The organism is Aliihoeflea sp. 2WW (assembly GCF_000497755.1).
Taxonomy (GTDB): Bacteria; Pseudomonadota; Alphaproteobacteria; order Rhizobiales; family Rhizobiaceae; genus Aliihoeflea.
The window spans coordinates 38,501-57,831 of sequence record NZ_AYOD01000042.1 but is presented as its reverse complement, the minus strand read 5'-3'; the positions used below and the strand labels follow the sequence as shown (position 1 = coordinate 57,831).

The following is a 19,331-nucleotide window of genomic DNA, read 5'->3' as shown; positions in this document are numbered from 1 at the left end:
ATCTCCCCCCTTGAGGGGGAGATGGCCGGCAGGCCAGAGGGGGGTGCCTAGCGGTGCGTTCACCATGAGGGGAGGTGCACCCGGCCGCAGAGCTGGCCGGGTGCAGGTCACATCACTACTGAACGTTCGCGCCGACGGTGGAATCCCACCCGGACGTGATCACGTTCTTGGCCGCTTCCTGCTCTTCGAGCGTCGGGAAATAGGCCTTCTCGTAGGATTCGGCCGGCGGCAGGGCGTCGAGCAGTTCCTGCGGGATGACGCCGCGTTCGACCATGTCGTTGAAGCGGATCGGGTGGCAGTAGCCCTTGAGCCAGCCGAGCTGGCCTTCGTCGGAATAGAGATATTCCATCCACAGCTTGGCGGCGTTGGGGTGTGGTGCGTAGGCGCTGATCGCCTGCACGTAGACGCCGGCGAGGACGCCGGTTGCCGGCACCACGACTTCCACCGGCGGGTTGCCGTTGAGCGCGTCGCGGCCCGAAAGGGCGTTGTAGTCCCACCAGATGACGATCGGCGTCGCGCCCTGTGCGAGCGTGCCCGACTTGCCGATGGTCGGCACGAAATTGCCCTTTTCGTTGAGCTGCTTGAAGAAGTCGAGGCCCGCCGTGCCGGAGGCTTCGCCCGCATCGGCGCCGGTCGCCATGCCGGCGGCCTGCACGCCCAGGATCGCCTGGTTCGACGCGCGCGGGTCGCCCGCGAGCGCAATGGAATTGGCGTATTCGTCCTTGAGCAGGTCGGCCCAGTCGGCCGGCACGTTCTCGACGATGTCGGTGTTCACCGCGAACGAAAGCACGCCGTAATAGTCGCCATACCAATGGCCGTCGGCATCCTTGACGTTCTCGGGGATCGAATCCCAGGTCGAGACCTTGTAGGGCATCAGAAGCCCTTCTTCCTGCGCCTGCGGGCCGAAGGCGAAGCCGACGTCGAGCACGTCGGGGGCCTGCGGGCCTTTGTTGTCCTTGTTGGCGCGCACGGCTTCGAGTTCGTCGGCCGAGCCCGCATCCGGGTTCAGTTCGTTGACCGTGATCTCGGGATATTTCGCCTTGAAGCCGGCGATCACCTCGCCATAGCCGCACCAGTCATGCGGCAGGGCGATGGTCGTCAGCATGCCTTCTTCCTTGGCCGCGGCCTCGAGCTCGGCGAGGTCCTGCGCCGATGAGATCGACGTCGTCACCATCAGCCCGGCGGCGATGGCCGACAGGATGTGCCCCAATTTCGTCATACCCGTTCTCCCTGAGAAAAGACGCCTTCTTGACGCCTGCGATGCGGCTACTGCCGTTGCGTGACAGTGACATGACGAAACGCGCAATCTCGCCCGCGGCATTTCAGACTTAACTACTTTTCCGCAAGGGCAGCAATCGGTTAAGTTAACCGGCTACCGGAATTTCGCGCGGCAGCGCGCGGGAAAACGGAACGACCGTCGCGCCCGTTTGCTGGCGTGCAAGACGGGGGCGTCGAAATCGCCGATCGGTCACCTGTGGCCCCTCCGCCAGCATCAAGCCGACGAGGATCATGCGCGTCGCGTCCTCGGCCGCGCGCACCAGGAACTTGTCGGCCTTCTCGATCGCCTCGTCGAGCGAGCAGGGGCGCTTGACGATCGAGGCGAAGGCGTCGATGCCGTGGGCGAAATTCGAGGCCGCGCCCTTGCCGATCGTGCCGGCGAGCGCGATGACCGGCAGGCCGCGCAGCTTCGCCCGGCGCGCGACTTCCACCGGCACCTTGCCGTAGGGCGTCTGTCCGTCGAGGCTGCCTTCGGCGGTGATGACGAGATCGGCTTCGTCGATCAGCGCGTCGAGGTCGAGATACTGCATCACGAGGTCGTAGCGCGGGTGGAGCACGCCGCCAAGAAGACCCATGACCGCTGCGCCGATGCCGCCAGATGCACCTGCGCCCGGCGCATCCGCGACGCGCACGCCGGTGGTGGTCTCGATCAGCGCGGCATAGGTTTCCATCGCGCCTGACAGAAGGTCGACCTGCGCGGGCGTCGCGCCCTTTTGCGGGCCGAACACGCGGGCGACGCCCTTCGGCCCCGTCAGGAGGTTGTGCCAGTTGACGGCGGCGTCGATGCGCACGCGGGCGAGACGCGGATCGCGGCCGCCAACGTCGATATGCGCGAGTTCGGCAAGTCCGCCGCCGCCCGGCAGCACGCGGTTGCCGTCGCCGTCGAGAAAGCGTACGCCGAGCGCCTCGGCCATGCCCGCCCCGCCATCATTGACGCCGCTGTCGCCACAGCCGAGCAGGATGCGCGTCGCGCCATGATCGAGCGCGGCGCGGACGAGTTCGCCGACGCCGTAGCTCGTGGTGCGCGTCGGGTCGCGCCGGTCGCGCGGCACGTGGCGCAGACCGGCGGCTGCGGCCATCTCGACGACCGCTGTCGGCTGGTCCTGCCCGCCCAGCATCCCGAAGAACGCGTCGACCGGCTCGCCGACCGGTCCGGTCACCCGGACGGGATGAACCGTGCCGCCGGTCGCCTCGACCAGTGCCCGCGTGAAACCTTCGCCGCCATCGGCCATCGGCGCCTTGAGAATGCGGGCGGAGGGCAGGGCGCGCTTGACGCCGGCCTCGATGCGGGCGGCCACGGTCTCGGCCGAAAGGCTTTCCTTGAAGCCGGAAGGAGCGATCAGAATGGTCATCGACATGGGAATTCTCGCCTTGGGAATGTCTGTTCGAGGGGATGACGTCCGGCGCCTGCGTCTATTCCCTTCGCCGGCGAAAAAGATCAGCCGCCCAGTCCCTGCAAAGGCCAGACGACCAGCGCGAAGAACAGGAGCGCCGCCACGAAGACCGGCAGCAGCCATGCCGCCAGTTTCAGAAGGTCGCCCTGGTCGAAAGGCTGCCCCTCCGCCTGGCCGAACAGCATGACCGGCTTGGCCGACACCATCAGCGTCTGGCAAAAGCCGCTCGCGATCGTCACGACGAAGATCAGGGTCGTCGGATCGGTGCCGAAGCGCGAGAGCGGCAGGGCAAGCGCGGGGATCAGCACGGCGGCCCGCGCGGTGCGTGAAATGATGAGGAGATGAGCGAGCGCGGCGACGATCACCGCGATCGCGATCGTCAGCGCCGGGCTCAGCGCCGTGTCGAGCGAGCCGACAAGCCGGTCGACGAGAAAGGCCGCGGCGCCGGTCTCGAGCAGCGCTTCGCCGACGACGAGGGTCGCGGCGAGGAAGAAGAGCAGGTTCCAGTCGACGTCCTTCAACGCGTCCTTGAACGCGATCCCCGAGACCGCCTTCGAGGCGGCGAGCAGGGCAGCGGCGAGCGCGATCAGCGCGAGATCGATGCCGTGCCAACCGCCTGTCGCCCACAGCGCAACCGTTCCGACGATGATCGCCGTCAGGCGGCGGTCGCCGGCTTTGGGTCCGCCCGATGTCGCAATCGCGCGCCCGAGCGGCGCCTTGTCGGCATCGGTCAGGAACAGGCGCTGGATCATAAAATTCGCCGCAAGGCTCATCGCCAGCGAGAACGGCGCACCGAGCAGCGCCCAGTCGAGATAGGAAATCACGAGACCGTCGATCTCGTCGATGAAGCCGAGCGCGATCAGATGCGCGCCCGCTCCCGTCAGCGACGCGCCGGCCGAAAGCAGGATGACGCTCGGAAAGAGCAGCGCCAACGCCTTGGTGACGCCGGGCCGCCCGATCGCCGCCGAGAGCGCCGCGAAGACCGGCAGCAGGATCGCGGCGCGTGCCGAGGTCGAGGGAATGAAGAAGGCGGTGACGAAGATGATCAGCGTCGCCGCCATGAAGATGGCGGGCACCGAGCGGAACAGGGCGATCGCGCGCATGGCGTGGCGCTCGGCAAGACCGGTCCGCCTGATGACGGCGGCAAGGATGAAGGCCGCGATCAGGAGCCAGATGATCTCGTTGTCGAACGTGTCGAAGAGGTCGTCCTGGTCGGCCGCACCGGTCGCCGCAAGCGCCAGGAAGGCGATGATGGCGACCGGCGTTTCGGGCAGCTTCAGGATCAGCCAACCGGCCATCATGGCGACGAACACGGCAAGCGTCGCGCGACCTTCGAAGGCGAGGTCGGCGAGGAAAAATCCGATCGCGACCCAGGCAAGGCCGACGCACGCCGCAGCCACGAGCCATTGCCGCAGGCCGGCGGCAAGGATCGGTCGGGTCAGGGGCAAAATGGCTGCGGTCATTGCTGTCGTCCGTTTTTCTGTTGGTCGACGAACGTTCACACGGGCCTTCTATTCCATCAGCCGGTGAAATCAGCCGGCCTGGAATAAACCGGCCGACGTCCCGTTTGCCGCTCGTGACCGGCCAGTCCGCAAGGCTCCGCCGGCCTCGTTCACGAAACAGGAGGTCAAGATGAAAGACGTTTCCAAGAACCTGAATTCGCAAGCCGAAACGGTATCGCTCGGCCGTCGCCGCGCGCTCGGCCGCATCGGCCTGCTCGCTGCCGCCGCCTACAGCGCGCCGGCCCTTCTGCAGCTCAGCCAGGCGCATGCGTCCGGCGCCGGTTCCGGCGGTGGCGCCGGTTCGGGCGGTGGCGCAGGCTCCGGCGGTGGTGGTGGCGGCGGCGGTGGCGGTTCGGGCGGTGGCGCCGGTTCCGGTGGCGGTGGCGGTGCCACCCCGGTCGCGGTTCCGGTGGTCGCGGGTCCGGCGGCCGGGGTGGCTTCGGCGGATCGGGCGGACGCGCTGGCCGTGGCGGCTCGTTCGGTCGCGGCGCCGGCCAGGCGGTCGACAATTTCGGCCGCGGCCTGCAGGACATGGGCCGCAGCATCGGCCGTGCCTTCGGCTTCAACTGAACCTGACCCGACTGGACATGCGGACCGGCCGGACGATTTCCGGCCGGTCTGCAAGCGTGAGGGACATCACGATGCCTGCAAATCACTCCTGCGCGCTGGTCGACCGCCCGGTGCGCTTCGTCGATTCCGAGCCCGTTCTGGCGATCTTGAAGCGGGTCACCTCCGGCTGGTCGTGGACCGCCGTGTCGGATTCGTGCTACCCCTTCCTCGAAGTGCGCAGAAGCGGCGGGGGTTACGTCATCGACGAACCGGAGCGCCGGACTTTCACCGAACCGAGCGCCCTCAGCGCCGCCTGCAGCCTCGTCGTGATCCTGCTCAACCGCATGGTCGAGCCAGATCCGTCGATGCTCTGCCTGCATGCCAGCGCGGTTTCGCTCGCCGGCCGCGACTTCGTCTTTCCGTCCACGCACCGCGCCGGCAAGAGCACGCTGACGGCGGCGCTCGCCTTCTGCGGCGCGCGGATCATCGCCGACGACATCGTGCCGGTCGACTGCCGGGACGGCGTCGGGGCGCTCGTCGCCTCGGGCGTTGCACCGCGCCTTCGCGTGCCCCTGCCGCGCGCGCTCGGTCGCCGCTTCGCCTTCGACGCCTGGCGTCACAAGGGGCCCGACGACGGACACTACCGCTATCTCGCGCTGCCGCCGGCGCGCCTTGCCCGCTTCGGCGAACGTCGCGACGCGAGCGCCTTCGTTTTTCTGGAACGCGCGCGCGACGCCCGGCCCGAACTGCTTGCCGTCGCGCCCGGACAGGCGATGAAGATCCTGCTCGTCCAGAATTTCGGCAATGCCGCGCCGTCCGACATCGTGCTCGGGCGCATCGACCGGCTTGCGGCCAGGTGCCCGGCATTCCTCCTGCGCTACGAGAGCCTTGCCGACGCCCGCAAATTGCTCACGCGGCTGGCTTCGGCAGACCTCGCCGCGGTTCACGCCGCACTGCGCCCCGGCACCCCGCGCGTCGCATCGCCCGACTATGTGCCGGCAAGGGCGAGCCTCCCCTCGGACACCATCGTCCGCACAGGCGACGTCGTTCTCCAGCCGATGGGCGATGGCGGCGCGTTTCTCGCCGACCGTTCGGGCGGCGGCATCTTTGCGCTGGATGCGCTCGGCGCGGCAATCTGGGAAGCGCTCGCCGCTCCAGTCGCCCCGCTCGACCTCGCCGATGAACTCGCCGAAGCCTATCCCGAGATCGAGCGCACGCGCATCGAGGCCGATCTCGCCGGCCTCATTTCGCGGCTGATGGAAAAGGGTCTCGCGCGGACGGTTTAGCGCGCCGCCGCGTCGAGGGCAGCGCGTTCTTCTTCCGCCGTCAGCGCCGGTCCGGCTTCGATCGCGCCGAGATAGGCCTCGAGTGCATCGAGCGAGGAGGCGGGCGCATAGCCGTCGCCGCCGGCCGGAGCGGCCACCGCAAACCGCATCGACCAGTCGCTGTCGTCCCGGCACGAAACCGCGACGACCGACGCGCCGGCGCTGCGGTCGACCTCGTATTCGCGGCAAAGCGCGCCGCTCTGTTCGTTGAAGGAGGAGATCAGCCGCACGCGACCCGATCCGTCTGCGATGGTGACCTCGTCGCCCGAAGCGGCGCTGTCGAGAACGGATGCGATTTCTGCGCTCGAAAAGCCGTCGAGGCCCGGTTCGACGGGCGCCGCGCCGGGGCTCTGCCCGAGCTGGTAGCCGATGAATCCGGCCGCGATCGCCGTCGCCAGCGAGGCGGCGAGCGGCAATTGCCAGGATTGCTGCGCGAAGCCGAAGCGCCTCGTGCGTGCTGCGCCGAGCGAAACGACGTTCGACGCCGGCTGTTCGGCCGCGCGATGACGTTCGACCATGCCGCGCACCGCCGCTTCGAGCGCGGCCGGAACAGGCTCGGCGGGCGTGAAGGCCTCGCGTGCCGTCGCGCGCGTCTCGATGAATTCGGCGACGCGCATCACCAGCGCATCGTCGGTTTCCATCGCGCGTTCGACGGCCTTAGTCGTCGCCTCGTCCAGTTCGCCATCGGCGAAAGCCATCAATGTCTCGTCGTCAAAAATCATCGGTTCGATCATGGTTTCAATCCCTCGCACCGGTAGAACGACCCGGCACCGGGTTTATTCCCGTCAGTTCGGCCAGTCTTTTGCGCGCCCGCGCCAGTCGGCTCATCACGGTGCCGATCGGCACGTTCAGCACCTCTGCGGCATCGCGATACGAAAGATCGTCGACGCAGACGAGCATGATGATCGCGCGCTGATCCTCCGGCATCGCCTCGAGCGCGTCCCTGACCGATGACAGCTCTTGGCGGGCATCGGCCACCTGCTGCCCGTCCTCGCCCATCAGATCGTGCCGCTCATAGACGTCTTCGCTGGGGCCGGCGGTCTTCTGCCGGCGCGTCCGGTCGATCCACAGATTGCGGATGATGCGGAACATCCACGCGTCGAAGCGGGTGCCCGGCTCGAAACTCGCCGAACTGGCAAGCGCCCGTTCGCAGGCCTGCTGCACGAGGTCGTCCGCGACGTCCGGCGCACGCGACAGCGACAATGCGAACCGGCGCATGTTGGGCAGGAATGCGATGAGCTGGTCGCCGATATCGCTGGGAGGGCTCGTCATCGCTCGCCTGTCTGCAAAACAAATTTCGACGCACAGGAATATGTGCTCTTCGCCAACGTTTCCAGAGCGACTCTTATTCCGGCGCGCCGATGCCGGCAAATCGAATGAAGGTGGACAAGGTGAAACGCGTGTCGAAGCCGTTCGCGGCCTGCATGATCGCATTGCTTCTCGCTGCCAGCCCCGTCGTTCCGGACGCCGGCCTGCATCTCGTCGCCGCGACCGCTTTTGCCGACGACGGCGATGACGGCGACGACGGCGGAGCGTTCGCCGGGGAAGGCGGGGGCGGGGCGTCCGGTCTGCGGGGCGGCGGAACACGCCCTCCGCGGTTCCTGCGCCAGTTTCTGCGCCCCTTCGGCGGTGCGCGTCAGCGTGCGCCGCGCCGCGTTCGCGCGCAGCCGGCACCGTTGCCGGCCCAAGCCGAACGCGAGATCGTCGCGATCGGCTTGACGGCCGATGACGGCGCCACGCTCGAAGCGGCAGGCTACGCGATCCTGTCTCAGGAACGCCTCGAAACGCTGGACCAGACCCTCCTGAAGCTGCGCATTCCCGACGGCCTCAGCCTCGAGGACGCCCGCAACGCCGTCCGGGCGATCAATGACGAGGCCAGCGCGGACTTCAATCATTTCTACCGCGCCAGCGCCGCTGGCTCATCGCCGGCCTGCGAGGGCCCGGCCTGCCCGCCGCTGGAAATGGTTAACTGGCCGCTCGACGCGCGGAACTGTTCCGGGCCGGTCGCGATCGGCATGGTCGATACCGGCATCAATCCGGCGCATGCGATCTTCAAGGGCGCCGATCTGGAGGTCGTGCGGATTTCCAGCGAGGCCGAGCCGCCGTCCGGTCGCCAGCACGGCACGGCGGTCGCCGCGCTGCTCGTCGGGCGCGTTGCGGAGCGGGCGCGTGGGCTGGTGCCCGACGCACGCCTCGTCGCCGTCGATGCCTTTGTCGGCGAAGGCCGGGCCGAGCGCGCCGCTGCCTATGATGTCGTGCGCGCGCTCGACCTTCTGGTCGAACGGCAGGTCCGCATCGTCAATCTGAGCCTCGCGGGCGAGGACAACCGGGTTCTGGAGCGAATGGTGAGGGCCGTGGTCGGCGCCGATATCGCGATCGTGGCCGCGGTCGGAAATGACGGCGCCCGCGCCGAACCGCGCTTTCCTGCGGCATATCCCGGCGTGATCGCCGTCACCGCCGTCGATAGCCGCGGCCGCGTCTACCGGCGCGCGGTCCAGGGCGACCATGTCGATGTCGCCGCGCCCGGCGTCGACATCTGGACGGCCGCTTCCATCTCGGGCGCCCGCACCAAGACGGGCACCTCGTTCGCGGCGCCCTTCGTCACCGCAGCCCTGTCGAAGATGCTCGCCGCAGATGGCGATCTGTCGCCGGCCGAACTGGAGCGCCGCCTGATCGCGGACGCTTCCGACCTCGGCGATCCGGGGCGCGATCCGGTCTACGGCGCCGGCTTGCTCGACGCCTCGCGCCTCTGCTCCCGGGTAGTGGAAACGGCCGGCAAGTGACCTATTCGAGTTTGAAGCCGATCTTCATGCCGACCTGGTAATGCGCGATCTTGCCGTTTTCGACATGACCGCGGATCTCGCTCACTTCGAACCAGTCGACATTGTTCAGCGTGCTGCTCGCGCGGGTCACGGCACCCTGGATCGCATCTTCGATCGACGTCTTCGACGAACCGACGATCTCGATCTTCTTGTAGACATTTTCCATGACATACTCCTTCGCGTTGGGGCTTCCACTGACCTATGGCGCCCGTTCGCGAAGGAAAGCCCGTTCAGCGTTTCAGGACGTCGCCCCATTCGGCATGTTTGCGGAACTGCGCCGCGGCGAACGGGCAGAGCGGGATGATGGTCTTGCCCTCGGCCCGCGCGTCCGCGACGGCCTGCTCGACGAGCTTTAGCCCGACGCCCTGTCCGCGAAACGCGTCCGGCACTTCCGTATGGTCGATGATGATCTGGCTCGCGCCAACCTTGGAATAGGTCATCTCAGCCACGGCGCCGTCCGCGCCTCTGAACACGTAGCGGCCCTTGGAACTTCCGTCCTCGCGTTCGACATCACTCATCGGTCGATCTCCCATTTGCGCAGAAACTGCCGCGCCGCTTCGATTTCGACCGGCCGCACTTCATGCGCCCCGTCATGCCAGACCGTCTCGACACCGGCGTCGAGCCCTTGCAGATAGCTTTCCAGCCGGTTGGTCAGGTTCGGCGGGCAGATCGGGTCCTTGCGCCCGGCGGTGATCAGGATCGATTTGCCGGACAGCGAACCCTCCACCTGCGGCTGGAAAGGGATCAGCGGGTGCATCAGCACGGCGCCGTCGAAGAGGTCGGGCCGCGCGAAGATCACCGAGGCGAGAATGTTCGCCCCGTTCGAATAGCCGAGCCCGACCACGGCGCGCGGCCGGCGCTCGGCGACGATTGCCTCGATGAAACCTGCCATGCGCTCGGTGCGGACGGCGAGGTCCTCCATGTCGTAGACGCCCTCGGCCGTGCGGCGGAAGAAGCGCAGCGCGCCGCCTTCCGAAACATCGCCACGCGGCGAGACGATGGTGGCGGACGGCATCAGGTCGCGGGCGAGATCGGGAAACTGGTGCTCGTCGCCGCCCGTGCCGTGGAAGGTGAAGAAGAGGGGGGCATTGGCGCCCCCGTCTTCGATCCGGTGCTTGTAGCTTTCGATGGTCATGTCGCTCACCTGTCGATCGGTTGCAGGTTCTGTTCCAGATAGGGCCGCAAATGCTCGTGCTGCTTGGGCAGCTTCAACGCCTCGCCCAGATGCGCGGCATCCTCGTCGCGGTCGAAACCCGGCTCGTTGGTCGCCACCTCGAACAGGACGCCGCCCGGCGTGCGGAAATAGATCGCGTAGAAATAATCGCGGTCGATGACTGGCGTGATCTGCTGGCCGGTTTCCATCAGCGCCTTGCGCACGGCAAGCTGCGCGTCGCGATTGTCGACGGCGAAGGCGACGTGGTGCACCGAGCCCGCGCCCTGCTGGCCCGGATTCAACATTGGATGCGCCTCGAGGTCGACGATGTTGGCCTCGTTGCCGCCTTCCACGACGAAGCGGCGCACCGCGCCTTCCTTGGCCGTCTCCTTGTAGCCCATGGCGGTCAGGAGTTCGGCCTGCCGTTCCGTGTCGCGCAGCCGCATCGACACCGAGCGGAAGCCGCGAATGGCGTGGTCGGCGGAAACGCCATTGCCGGTCCACGGCGCGCGCCCGTCGCCGCTGGTCTCGACCAGCGCAAGCCCATCGCCGTCCGGTCCTTCGAAGCGCAGGACGTTCTCGCCGAAGCGGTTCGACGGCTCGATACCGGCGACGCCCTTCTCCGCCAGCCGCTTTTCCCAGAAGGGAAGCGAGCCTTCCGGCACCGCAAAGACGGTCGTGCCGACCTCGCCCGTTCCCGGCCGGCCGCGCGCGGCATTGGGGAAGGGGAAATAGGTCATCACCGTCCCCGGCGTTCCCGCGCCGTCGGCGTAGTAGAGGTGGTAGACGTCCGGCGCGTCGAAATTGACGGTCTTCTTCACCCGGCGAAGGCCGAGCGTGTCGGTGTAGAAGCGGTTGTTCTCGCGCGCGTCGCGCGCCATCGCGGTGACGTGGTGGAGCCCCTTGATCTGGTCGATCATGTCGATTCCTTTCCCTCAGCTTGCGCGGCGATTGCGCCGTGCGTGATCCATGGGCCATATGTCGGCCATCGGGGGCGGATTGGAAGACCGTTCGGCAGAATGGACCGTTCTCAATTATCGAACAATCGATCCTTGATTGTTCAATCGGAGAACTTCATGGCCAGGCGGAAGTCGCGTCCCAACATCCTGTTCGTCACCTGCGACCAGTGGCGCGGCGACGCGCTCGGCATCGCCGGAAATGCGGTGGTGAAGACGCCCAATGTCGATCGGCTGGCGGGCGAGGGCACTGTCTTCCTGCGCCATTTCGCCAATGCCGCGCCCTGCGCGCCGGCCCGCGCCTGCATCTATACCGGCCTCTACCAGATGAACAACCGCGTCTGCCGCAACGGCACGCCGCTCGACGATCGTCATGACAACATCGCCCGCGCCGCCCGCCGCGCCGGCTATGACCCGACGCTTTTCGGCTATACCGACGTCGCGCCCGACCCGCGCCTGCACGACGCGAACGATCCTGCCTTGAAAGGCTATGAGGGCATTTTGCCGGGGTTCTCCGTCGGGCAGTTGTTGCCCGAGCACCAGCGCCAATGGCTCGCCTGGCTTGGCGCGCAGGGCATCGACGTCTCCATGGGCTCGCCCGACATCCACCGGCCCGCCAACGGGTCGAAGGCGATCGATGCGTCCCCGCCCGTCTATTCCGCCGACCAGACCGAGACTGCGTTCATGACGGAGGCCTTCATGCGCTGGCATGGCGCGCAGGAGGCGGGCTGGTTCGCCCATCTCTCCTTCATCCGCCCGCACCCGCCATTCGCGGTGCCAGCGCCCTACGACACGATGTACGACCCGGCCGAATGCGGCAGCTTCTCCCGCGCCGCCGATCCGGCGTCGGAAGCAGGCGTCCACCCGTTCGTCGCCGCCGAATTGGAGCGGACGAAGACGGGCAAGTTCCTTCCCGGCCGCAAGGGCAAGGTGCGCGATCTCGTCGAAGCCGATTTCCGGCAGATCAAGGCGCTCTACTACGGCATGATCTCCGAGGTCGATGCGCAACTCGGCCGGCTCTTCGATCACCTGAAGGCGACCTGCCAGTGGGACGACACGATCGTCATCCTGACCAGCGACCACGCCGAACTGATGGGCGATCATCACTTGCTCGGCAAGGGCGGTTATTTCGACGGCAGCTACCACGTGCCGCTCGTCATCCGCGACCCACGGCGCAAGGCGGGCAGGGCAGGGGTCACGCATTTCACCGAGGCGGTCGATCTCTTGCCCACGCTGCTCGATCTGATGGACCTGCCGCCCCAGCCCTGGCTCGATGGCCGCAGCCTTGCGCCGTTTCTCGATGGCAAGGCGCCCGACGATTGGCGCATCGAAGCCCATGTCGAGTTCGATTTCCGGACCGGTCCCGGCGGCTCGTCGAAGCGCATGTCGGCGTCGCAGCGCACCGCCAATCTCGCGGTCCTGCGCGGCGAGCGCTACAAGCTCGTCCACTTCGCCGCAGGGCCGTCGCTGCTGTTCGATCTAGACGCCGACCCGTCCGAGACCGTCGACCGTTCGCGCGACCCGGACTACCGCGACATTCATGTCGACATGCTTGAACGGCTGCTTTCCTGGCGCGCGGTCCATCTCGACCAGTCGCTGGCGCTCGGCGAACTGACCGAGGATGGCCCGCGAGGTCCGTTCGCGCCGCTTCCGCACCAGTGAGATGCGCAAAGGAAAAGGCCCGGGAAATCCCGGGCCTTTCCGTCTCGAAGTCCGGCGATCGCTCGCCGTCCAGCGATTAGTTCGCGGGGTTGACGAGAAGCTGCTCGTCACGCGCATCGGCGAAGGTCGCCTCGTCATATTCCGGCTGAGCTTCGAGCTGCTCTTCCGTGAACGAGGTGTAGAGATACATCTCGCCGTCCTCGTCCGTCATGAAGGCGAGGTTGTCCATGTCGACGGCAACCGTCTTGGCACCGAGGCCAAGGAAGCCACCAACGTCGATGGTGACGAAGTCGACGGCATCGCCTTCGAGGACGACGTCCTCGATCGAGCCGACATTCTCGTCATCGGCGCCATAGACGGTCGTGCCGATGAGTTCGTCGGCCGACAGACCGGCAGCGTCGACTTCCGTCAGCGTGGCGCGATCGATGGCGGCAGTCGCCGTATCGTCGGTGGCGGCATCGTCTTCAGCCGGAGCGGCGGCCATGTCGTCGGTCTCGGCAGCGTCGTCGGTCGCAGCCGTGTCGTCCGTCATCGCGTCGCCGGCGTCATCCGCCGTCTCGGCCATGCTGTCGCCGGCATCGTCGGCCATTTCGCCAGCGGCGTCAGCCGTGTCGTCAACCGCTTCGGCCGCCGTGTCGGTGGTCGCTGCGGCGCCGGTTGCAGCGCCGGTCGCCGCACCCGTTGCAGCCATGCCCTCGGCATCATCCGGGTCATAGGCATCGCGGTCGAACGCTTCCTGCTGCTCGAGCTGCTCACGCGTCGCCGAGACGACCAGCCAGGTCGTGCCGTCCTCACGCTGGGCCCATTCGAGCGAATCGTATTCGAGAGCGACGTCCTTCTGGCCGAGGCCGAGGAAGCCGCCGACGCCCACGACGATCAGCGAAGCCTGACCTTCGGCATCGAGCACGATGTCGTTGACCGAGCCGATGTTCTCGGCATCGTCGGCAACGCCATTGTAGACGTTCTCGCCGATGATGTTGGTGGCCAGATGGCCTTCGATCGGCTGCGGGCCGGGGGTCTCGGCAGCATCCGCCGGAGCCTCGGTGGCCGGAGCCATGGCCGGATCGGTGGCGGTTTCCGGAGCGGTCGTCTGAGCGAAGGCGCCGGTCGAAAGCAGAGTTGCAATTGCGGTAGTCGCCAAAAGGGTGCGGATCATGGTAATTCTCTCCTTGTGCATGTTCCATTGCACGGCCGCGATGTCCGAACTTTTCGCAGGGGGCGGGTGTCGCGGCCTTTCACACTGTCACAACGCCACTTTCCATGAGATGTTCCGCCGAAATCGATGGTTGAACACGATTCCGCGAGCACGTAACGGAACCACGCGACACCTCGCCCATTTCCCCGCCGGCATGCATCTTTGCCAGACGTGAAAGGGTGACGAATTGCATTTCAAGGCAATCCTGAACAGCGAGGGCGGAACGCTCCGCACCGCGGACACCGACGCGCTTTCGGCCGAAATCGAGGAAAAGTTCGCGGCCGGCGGTCACACCGTCGACATCGCGCTCGTGCCCGGCAAGGAGCTCGAGGCTGAACTCGACAAGGCGGTTGCGGACGACGCGGTCGAGGGCGTGCTGATCGGCGGCGGAGACGGCAGCGTGTCGGGCGCCGCGGCCAAGCTAATGAAGACCGGTAAGGTGCTCGCGGTCCTGCCAGCCGGCACGATGAACCTCTTCGCCCGCAGCCTCCAGATACCGCTCGATCTAAGCCAGGCGCTCGACGCGCTCGCGACTGCGCCGATCGCCGATGTCGACATCGCGACGGCGAACGGACGTCCCTTCGTCCATCAGTATTCCGTCGGCATGCACGCCAAGCTCGTCCATCTGCGCGAGCAGCGCGAATTCGCCTCGCGTCTCGGCAAGATCAGGGCGTCGGCGCAGGCGGCCGTCGATACGGTCCTCAATCCGCCCCGCATCCGCGTCAGGCTCGAAATGCCGGGCGGAACGGAGGTCGAGGCCCGCACCTCGTCGATCGGCATCACCAACAATCTCTATGGCGAAGGCCACATCCCGTACACCGACACGCCGGATGGCGGCACGCTCGGCATCTACGTGACCAAGGCGCGCTCGCGCCGCGAGATGTTCGCCTTCCTGGCCATGATGGCGCTGGGCAGGTGGAAATCCAACGACCAAGTCGAAATTCACCAGACGAAATCGGTGACGATGCACATCCTGTCGTCGCACCGGAAGTTCCGATGCGTGATCGACGGTGAGTTGTGCAAGCTGGAGCCGAAGGTCGAGGTCGAGATCCATCCCGGCGCGCTGAAGGTTCTCCGGCCGGCTGCTGCCGACGAGGCCTGATCGCGCCAGGGCGAGCAGGCATGAAAAAGGGGCGCTGCGTGCGCCCCTTTCGCGTTCGTCTGTTGGTCCGGACTCCTACTGGGCCGGCTCGCCCTCGACGGGCGTGTCGACGCCGCCAGGCGCTTCGACCGGCTGTTCGGTCGGCGCGCCGCCTACGGGCTCCTCGGGCTCGATGGCGCCGCCAAAGAGGCCCACCGCCCAGCCGACGATGGCGGCCAGAATGAGTGCGACGATGAGGATCGTCAGAACATGCGTGCCGCGGCGGCCCTGCCGGGCTTCCGTGGGATTGACCTTTACCTTGTCATCCATGGCTTTTCCCTCTTCCTGTTATGGCCGATCGAGCGGGGCGCGTGGACGGCGACCGCCTTTCGGCCCGACATTTTCCTTGTAGATCAGGTAGCCGACCATCCCGAGCACGGGCACGATGAGCGCCACCGCCGAACCGCGTCGCGCCAGAAGCGCGGGCAGCGCGGCGACTGCCGCCGTCGTGGCGATCGCCTTGGCATCGACGGAGCGGCGCTTGGCAGCTTCCCGCGCCTGGCGTTTGGCCGTCGAACCGTGGATGACGACCACCAGGATCGCTAGCACGACGAAGGCTCCGGCCAGTGCGAGTGCCGCCGTGATCGGCCCCCAATGGCCCGCTATCCAGACGTAAAGCGCGATCAGCCCGAACATCACCCCGAACAGGACGAGCAGTCCGGCGATCGCATAGGCGATGGCCGAACGCTTCGTGCGTCCGATGATATCGGCCGTCTCGCCGGCTACGATGGATGCGATGAGCGTGCCGAACATCCGTCTGCTCAGCGGCGCGTCAGGAGAGCGAGCACAAAGCCGACGCCGGCCGCGATGGCGAGCGAGCTGATCGGCTTTTCGCGCACGGCTTCTTCGAGCTGCGCCTCGTAATCCTTGGCCTGCCCGCGAATGTCTTCGATGGCGGCTTCGCTGCGCGCCTTGACGCTCTCCAGACCGGACGCCGCCGCGCGCTGCGCGGAATGGTAGGTGCGCTGGCCGGTCTCGCTGAGCTGGTCCTTCAGCTTCGTCACATCGCCTTTCAGGCGCTCGATTTCGGCCTCGAGCTCGGCCTTCGTCTTCGCGTCGTTGGCCCGAACCTTGGCGGTGGTGGAGGGTGAAGCCATGGATTTTTCTCCTGTTTCCGTGTTGCCGAGCACTCAACGTGTGCGCCTTCGTCCAGTTCCAGCATTGTATGAGCAGGAACGAAATTATCCCGCGCCGCGTTGCCGCTTGTGTCGGAGGAAGCCTGTGCCATCAGAAAGATACGAAAAGCGCTCGCCCATCGTGCGCCTGCCGCCCAAGTCGAATGTCGAGATCGTGCTGCAGCGGGGCTCGCAGATGGCGCTGATCGTGCTCGGCCTTTTGGGGCTTTGCTTCGCACTCTATTTCGGCCGCTACATCCTGGCGCCGGTGGCGTTCGCGCTCGTCATCGGACTGATGCTCGGCCCCGTCGCCGCGCGGATCGAGGCGAGGGGCATCTCGCCCTACATCTCGGCCGTCCTGGTCTTCATCCTGTTCGTCTTCAGCGTCTGCCTGATCGCGCTCGCGCTGGTCGGCCCGCTATCCTACTGGGCCGATCGAGGGCCTCAGATGTGGCAGGAGCTGCAACTGCGCCTGTCGCAACTGCGCGAGCCGATGGAGGCGCTGCGCGACATCCAGGGCGGCTTGCGCGATGCGACGGGCGACACCGGCCTGACGGTGTCGGTCGAGGAAGGCTCGCCGATGGACAGCCTCATCACCGTCGCGCCGGCGATCGGCGCGCAGGTGCTGATCTTCATGGCGACCCTCTATTTCTTCATCGCCACGCGCCATTCGACGCGTCTTGCCGTGCTCAAGCTGTGCGTCGGCCGCCGCCTGCGCTGGCGCACCGCGCACATCTTCCGCGACGTAGAGATGCTGGTCTCGCGCTATCTTCTGTCGATCACCGCGATCAACATGGCCCTGGCGGTCGCCGTTACATGCGCCTTGTGGCTGGCCGGCGTGCCGTCGCCCGCCCTGTGGGGCATTCTCGCCGGCCTGTTGAACTTCGTCATGTATATCGGCCCGGCGATCATGGCGGCGATCCTGTTCGCCGTCGGCCTCGTCACCTTCGACACGATCTCGGGCAGCCTCATGCCGCCGCTCGTCTACCTCGCCGTCAATCTGTTGGAGGCGCAGTTCGTCACGCCGATGGTCATCGGCCGGATGATGACGCTCAACCCGTTCGTCGTCCTGATCGCGCTGACTTTCTGGATCTGGATCTGGGGTCCGATCGGCGGCTTCGTCGCCATTCCCGCCTTGCTCGTCGGCTATGCGATCGCCCGCAACCTCATCCCCGGCTGGGGCCCGCAGGGACCCAATCTGCCGGGGTGAGCTTCGGTGTGTTGAGATTCAGGGCTGTGCGAGCCGAAAATGGCGGATTTCGAGAACCGGAGCGGAGTGTACGTTTGCGTACATGAGCACCGGAAGCGCAGAACTCCGCTATTTGCAGGCCGCTCAGGCCTGAATATCGGCACACCCTAAATGAAGGGGCGCGGCTTCAGATGCATGTCGGTCGACCACTCGGCCAGCCGCTCGAGGCCTTCGAGGTCGAGGACGACGCAGCCCCGGTCGCGCCATTGCAGCAACTGACGTTCGGCCAGCTTGCGGACCGTCTTGTTGGTATGGACGAGTGACAGGCCGAGCGTATCGGCGACATGCTGCTGGGTGATCGGAATTTCGATCGGCGTCTTGTTCGTATTGAGCCCGGTCCCTTGCGACCGGCGCACGATGAAGGCGATCAGATAGGCGAGCCGCTCCGAAGCGTTGCGCCGCCCGACGCTGAGCATGTTCTCGTCGAGCATGCACTCCTCGCGCGAGGAGAGCCAGGTGATGTCGTAGGCGAGCTCGGGATGCTCGCGGTAGAGCGTCAGCAGTTCGTCGCGCTCGAAGACGCACAGGATCATCGGCGACAGCGCCTCGACGGAATGCTCCATCTCGCCCGTCACCGTGCCCTGCAGGCCGAGGAGATCGCCCGGCATCGCATAGTTGACGATCTGCCGGCGCCCGTCCGGCAGCATCTTGTAGCGAAAGCTCCAGCCTTGCAGGACGGTATAGAGATGCGGGTTGCGCGTGCCCTCCGCCAGCACCGTCGCGCCACGGTCCACGGTCAGCTCGCCCTTCTTGAAACGGCTGATGAATTCGAGCTCTGGCTTGGTGAAAGGCCGGAAGATTTCTCGCGCGTGCAACGGGCATTTCTCGCAAGGATATTTCCTTGCAGAACGGATCGCGATCTCGGCCACCGGCGGGCTCCAGGAGGTAAAGAAAAAAGTCCCTTTGCGATCTATAGTGAGGTGCGCGGCGCTTGTCAGCGGCCACGGCCTAGACCATCAAATATATTCGCAAAAGCTGATGCACATGTCATAGTTAAATGACACGTCGCCATCCGGCAGGCCAATTGCCCCGATGTCGGGAGTAGTGAATTTGGCGGAGAAGCCCCTCAAGGATCTGCGCATTCTCGTGATGGAGGACGAATTCCTCATCGCAATGGATGTCGAGCAGTTGTGTCAGGATCATGGTGCCGAAGAGGTCATCATCCTGCGCACGCTCAAGGAACTGGGCGACCAGCCCGTCGGGGACCGCGGCATCAACGTCGCCGTCGTCGACGTGATGCTGGCCGGCGAATCCACCGTGGAATTCGCCAAGACCCTTCAGGACAACAACGTTCCGTTCGTTTTCGCCACCGGCTATGCGGAAAACGAGAACCTGTTCGAAGCGTTTCCAGGTATCCGCGTGGTGGGCAAGCCCTATGCCGGCCCCACCCTGATCACCGCCATCGTCGAAGCGGTGAACCAGGGGCAGGGCCAGCCGGTATCAGGCGGCGTTTGAGCCCATCACCTGCGCTGCGATCGAATCCGGCCCGTAGTCGGATTCTCCGGAAACCTTCAAAAGCTCCTGCAACCGCGTACGCGCGCGGCTGACACGGCTCTTGATCGTGCCCACGGCACATTCGCAGATTTCGGCCGCTTCCTCGTAGGAAAAGCCCGAGGCACCGATCAGGATGATCGCCTCGCGCTGGTCTTCCGGCAGGCGCTCCAGCGCATTGCGGAAGTCTTCGAGGTCCATCGAACCGTGCTGGCTCGGATGCACCGCGAGCCTTGCGGTCATCGCGCCGTCGCTGTCCTGCACTTCGCGCCCGCGCTTGCGCATCTGCGAATAGAATTCGTTGCGCAGGATGGTGAAGAGCCATGCCTTGAGATTGGTGCCCGGCTGGAACGAGGACTGCTTGTCCCATGCCTTGACCAGCGTCTCCTGGACGAGATCGTCCGCACGGTCCGAATTCTGCGAAAGCGAAACGGCGAACGCGCGAAGGCTCGGGACCGCACTGAGAAGTCCGGTCTTGAAGTCGATTTCGGCAGCCATG

21 protein-coding genes are annotated in these 19,331 nt (G+C 66.2%); 6 read left to right on the top strand and 15 right to left on the bottom strand.

Annotation, left to right across the window (positions count from 1 at the left end; all coding sequences use genetic code 11):
- Nucleotides 1–115 precede the first annotated feature (115 nt).
- The 3 genes from ALII_RS0117105 to ALII_RS0117095 all read right to left on the bottom strand — a co-directional run bounded on the left by ALII_RS0117105 (nt 116) and on the right by ALII_RS0117095 (nt 4,135).
- Nucleotides 116–1,219: an ABC transporter substrate-binding protein gene (locus tag ALII_RS0117105; protein ID WP_024588450.1), complete on the bottom strand. Its 1,104-nt coding sequence runs from the start codon at nt 1,217–1,219 to the stop codon at nt 116–118.
- A 145-nt stretch (nt 1,220–1,364) separates the two neighbouring features.
- Complete coding sequence (locus ALII_RS0117100; protein ID WP_024588449.1) at nt 1,365–2,636, bottom strand: glycerate kinase; 1,272 nt, start codon at nt 2,634–2,636, stop codon at nt 1,365–1,367.
- A gap of 80 nt (nt 2,637–2,716) precedes the next feature.
- A complete protein-coding gene (locus ALII_RS0117095) occupies nt 2,717–4,135 on the bottom strand; it encodes an SLC13 family permease (protein WP_024588448.1) in 1,419 nt (472 codons plus the stop codon).
- A gap of 680 nt (nt 4,136–4,815) precedes the next feature.
- Between ALII_RS0117095 and ALII_RS21710 the strand changes: the two genes are divergently transcribed.
- Nucleotides 4,816–6,009, top strand: coding sequence for a PqqD family protein (locus ALII_RS21710; RefSeq protein WP_024588447.1), 1,194 nt, complete (start codon nt 4,816–4,818; stop codon nt 6,007–6,009).
- On the opposite strand, the gene ALII_RS0117080 is transcribed toward ALII_RS21710, so the two are convergent.
- Together ALII_RS0117080 and ALII_RS0117075 are read right to left on the bottom strand one after the other, a co-directional pair.
- The gene (locus ALII_RS0117080) at nt 6,006–6,782 is read right to left on the bottom strand and encodes a hypothetical protein (protein ID WP_024588446.1); all 777 of its coding nucleotides are present in this window, start codon (nt 6,780–6,782) and stop codon (nt 6,006–6,008) included. The two genes, ALII_RS21710 and ALII_RS0117080, sit on opposite strands and share 4 nt — an antisense overlap.
- A gap of 4 nt (nt 6,783–6,786) precedes the next feature.
- Nucleotides 6,787–7,320: an RNA polymerase sigma factor gene (locus ALII_RS0117075; protein WP_024588445.1), complete on the bottom strand. Its 534-nt coding sequence runs from the start codon at nt 7,318–7,320 to the stop codon at nt 6,787–6,789.
- 128 nt (nt 7,321–7,448) lie between these two features.
- Between ALII_RS0117075 and ALII_RS0117070 the strand changes: the two genes are divergently transcribed.
- The gene (locus tag ALII_RS0117070) at nt 7,449–8,831 is read left to right on the top strand and encodes a S8 family serine peptidase (RefSeq protein ID WP_244437460.1); all 1,383 of its coding nucleotides are present in this window, start codon (nt 7,449–7,451) and stop codon (nt 8,829–8,831) included.
- 1 nt (nt 8,832) lies between these two features.
- On the opposite strand, the gene ALII_RS0117065 is transcribed toward ALII_RS0117070, so the two are convergent.
- From ALII_RS0117065 to ALII_RS0117050, 4 genes are all read right to left on the bottom strand, one after another.
- Nucleotides 8,833–9,036 carry a dodecin gene (locus ALII_RS0117065; RefSeq protein ID WP_024588443.1) on the bottom strand — a complete coding sequence of 68 codons (204 nt, stop codon included), beginning with the start codon at nt 9,034–9,036 and terminating at the stop codon, nt 8,833–8,835.
- 64 nt (nt 9,037–9,100) lie between these two features.
- Nucleotides 9,101–9,403, bottom strand: a complete 303-nt coding sequence (locus tag ALII_RS0117060) for a GNAT family N-acetyltransferase (RefSeq protein WP_024588442.1) — start codon at nt 9,401–9,403, stop codon at nt 9,101–9,103.
- Nucleotides 9,385–10,005, bottom strand: a complete 621-nt coding sequence (locus ALII_RS0117055) for an alpha/beta hydrolase (protein WP_024588441.1) — start codon at nt 10,003–10,005, stop codon at nt 9,385–9,387. Before ALII_RS0117055 ends, ALII_RS0117060 begins: the two co-directional genes overlap by 19 nt.
- A gap of 5 nt (nt 10,006–10,010) precedes the next feature.
- On the bottom strand, nt 10,011–10,943 hold the full coding sequence (locus ALII_RS0117050; RefSeq protein WP_024588440.1) for a VOC family protein: 933 nt from the start codon (nt 10,941–10,943) through the stop codon (nt 10,011–10,013).
- Nucleotides 10,944–11,099: 156 nt separating this feature from the next.
- Between ALII_RS0117050 and ALII_RS0117045 the strand changes: the two genes are divergently transcribed.
- Nucleotides 11,100–12,641 carry a sulfatase-like hydrolase/transferase gene (locus ALII_RS0117045; protein WP_024588439.1) on the top strand — a complete coding sequence of 514 codons (1,542 nt, stop codon included), beginning with the start codon at nt 11,100–11,102 and terminating at the stop codon, nt 12,639–12,641.
- A gap of 76 nt (nt 12,642–12,717) precedes the next feature.
- Here the strand turns inward: ALII_RS0117045 and ALII_RS0117040 are convergent, their stop codons facing one another.
- Nucleotides 12,718–13,797 (bottom strand): PRC-barrel domain-containing protein, encoded by a 1,080-nt coding sequence (locus ALII_RS0117040; RefSeq protein ID WP_024588438.1) that lies wholly within the window; start codon nt 13,795–13,797, stop codon nt 12,718–12,720.
- Between the two features lie 226 nt (nt 13,798–14,023).
- Between ALII_RS0117040 and ALII_RS0117035 the strand changes: the two genes are divergently transcribed.
- Nucleotides 14,024–14,938 (top strand): diacylglycerol kinase family protein, encoded by a 915-nt coding sequence (locus ALII_RS0117035; protein WP_024588437.1) that lies wholly within the window; start codon nt 14,024–14,026, stop codon nt 14,936–14,938.
- Nucleotides 14,939–15,013: 75 nt separating this feature from the next.
- On the opposite strand, the gene ALII_RS0117030 is transcribed toward ALII_RS0117035, so the two are convergent.
- The 3 genes from ALII_RS0117030 to ALII_RS0117020 are packed head-to-tail and all read right to left on the bottom strand — an operon-like array spanning nt 15,014 to nt 16,074.
- Nucleotides 15,014–15,247 carry a hypothetical protein gene (locus ALII_RS0117030; protein WP_024588436.1) on the bottom strand — a complete coding sequence of 78 codons (234 nt, stop codon included), beginning with the start codon at nt 15,245–15,247 and terminating at the stop codon, nt 15,014–15,016.
- Between the two features lie 18 nt (nt 15,248–15,265).
- Nucleotides 15,266–15,730, bottom strand: a complete 465-nt coding sequence (locus ALII_RS0117025) for a hypothetical protein (protein ID WP_024588435.1) — start codon at nt 15,728–15,730, stop codon at nt 15,266–15,268.
- An 8-nt stretch (nt 15,731–15,738) separates the two neighbouring features.
- The gene (locus tag ALII_RS0117020) at nt 15,739–16,074 is read right to left on the bottom strand and encodes a DUF883 family protein (RefSeq protein WP_024588434.1); all 336 of its coding nucleotides are present in this window, start codon (nt 16,072–16,074) and stop codon (nt 15,739–15,741) included.
- A gap of 124 nt (nt 16,075–16,198) precedes the next feature.
- On the opposite strand from ALII_RS0117020, the gene ALII_RS0117015 reads away from it, so the two are divergent.
- Nucleotides 16,199–17,302: an AI-2E family transporter gene (locus ALII_RS0117015; protein WP_024588433.1), complete on the top strand. Its 1,104-nt coding sequence runs from the start codon at nt 16,199–16,201 to the stop codon at nt 17,300–17,302.
- A gap of 146 nt (nt 17,303–17,448) precedes the next feature.
- Here the strand turns inward: ALII_RS0117015 and ALII_RS0117010 are convergent, their stop codons facing one another.
- A complete protein-coding gene (locus ALII_RS0117010; RefSeq protein WP_024588432.1) occupies nt 17,449–18,156 on the bottom strand; it encodes a Crp/Fnr family transcriptional regulator in 708 nt (235 codons plus the stop codon).
- A 235-nt stretch (nt 18,157–18,391) separates the two neighbouring features.
- Here ALII_RS0117010 and ALII_RS0117005 point away from each other — a divergent pair, with 235 nt between their 5' ends.
- Nucleotides 18,392–18,796, top strand: coding sequence for a response regulator (locus ALII_RS0117005; protein WP_244437459.1), 405 nt, complete (start codon nt 18,392–18,394; stop codon nt 18,794–18,796).
- On the opposite strand, the gene ALII_RS0117000 is transcribed toward ALII_RS0117005, so the two are convergent.
- A complete protein-coding gene (locus tag ALII_RS0117000) occupies nt 18,782–19,330 on the bottom strand; it encodes a sigma-70 family RNA polymerase sigma factor (protein WP_024588430.1) in 549 nt (182 codons plus the stop codon). The two genes, ALII_RS0117005 and ALII_RS0117000, sit on opposite strands and share 15 nt — an antisense overlap.
- Nucleotide 19,331: the final 1 nt, after the last annotated feature.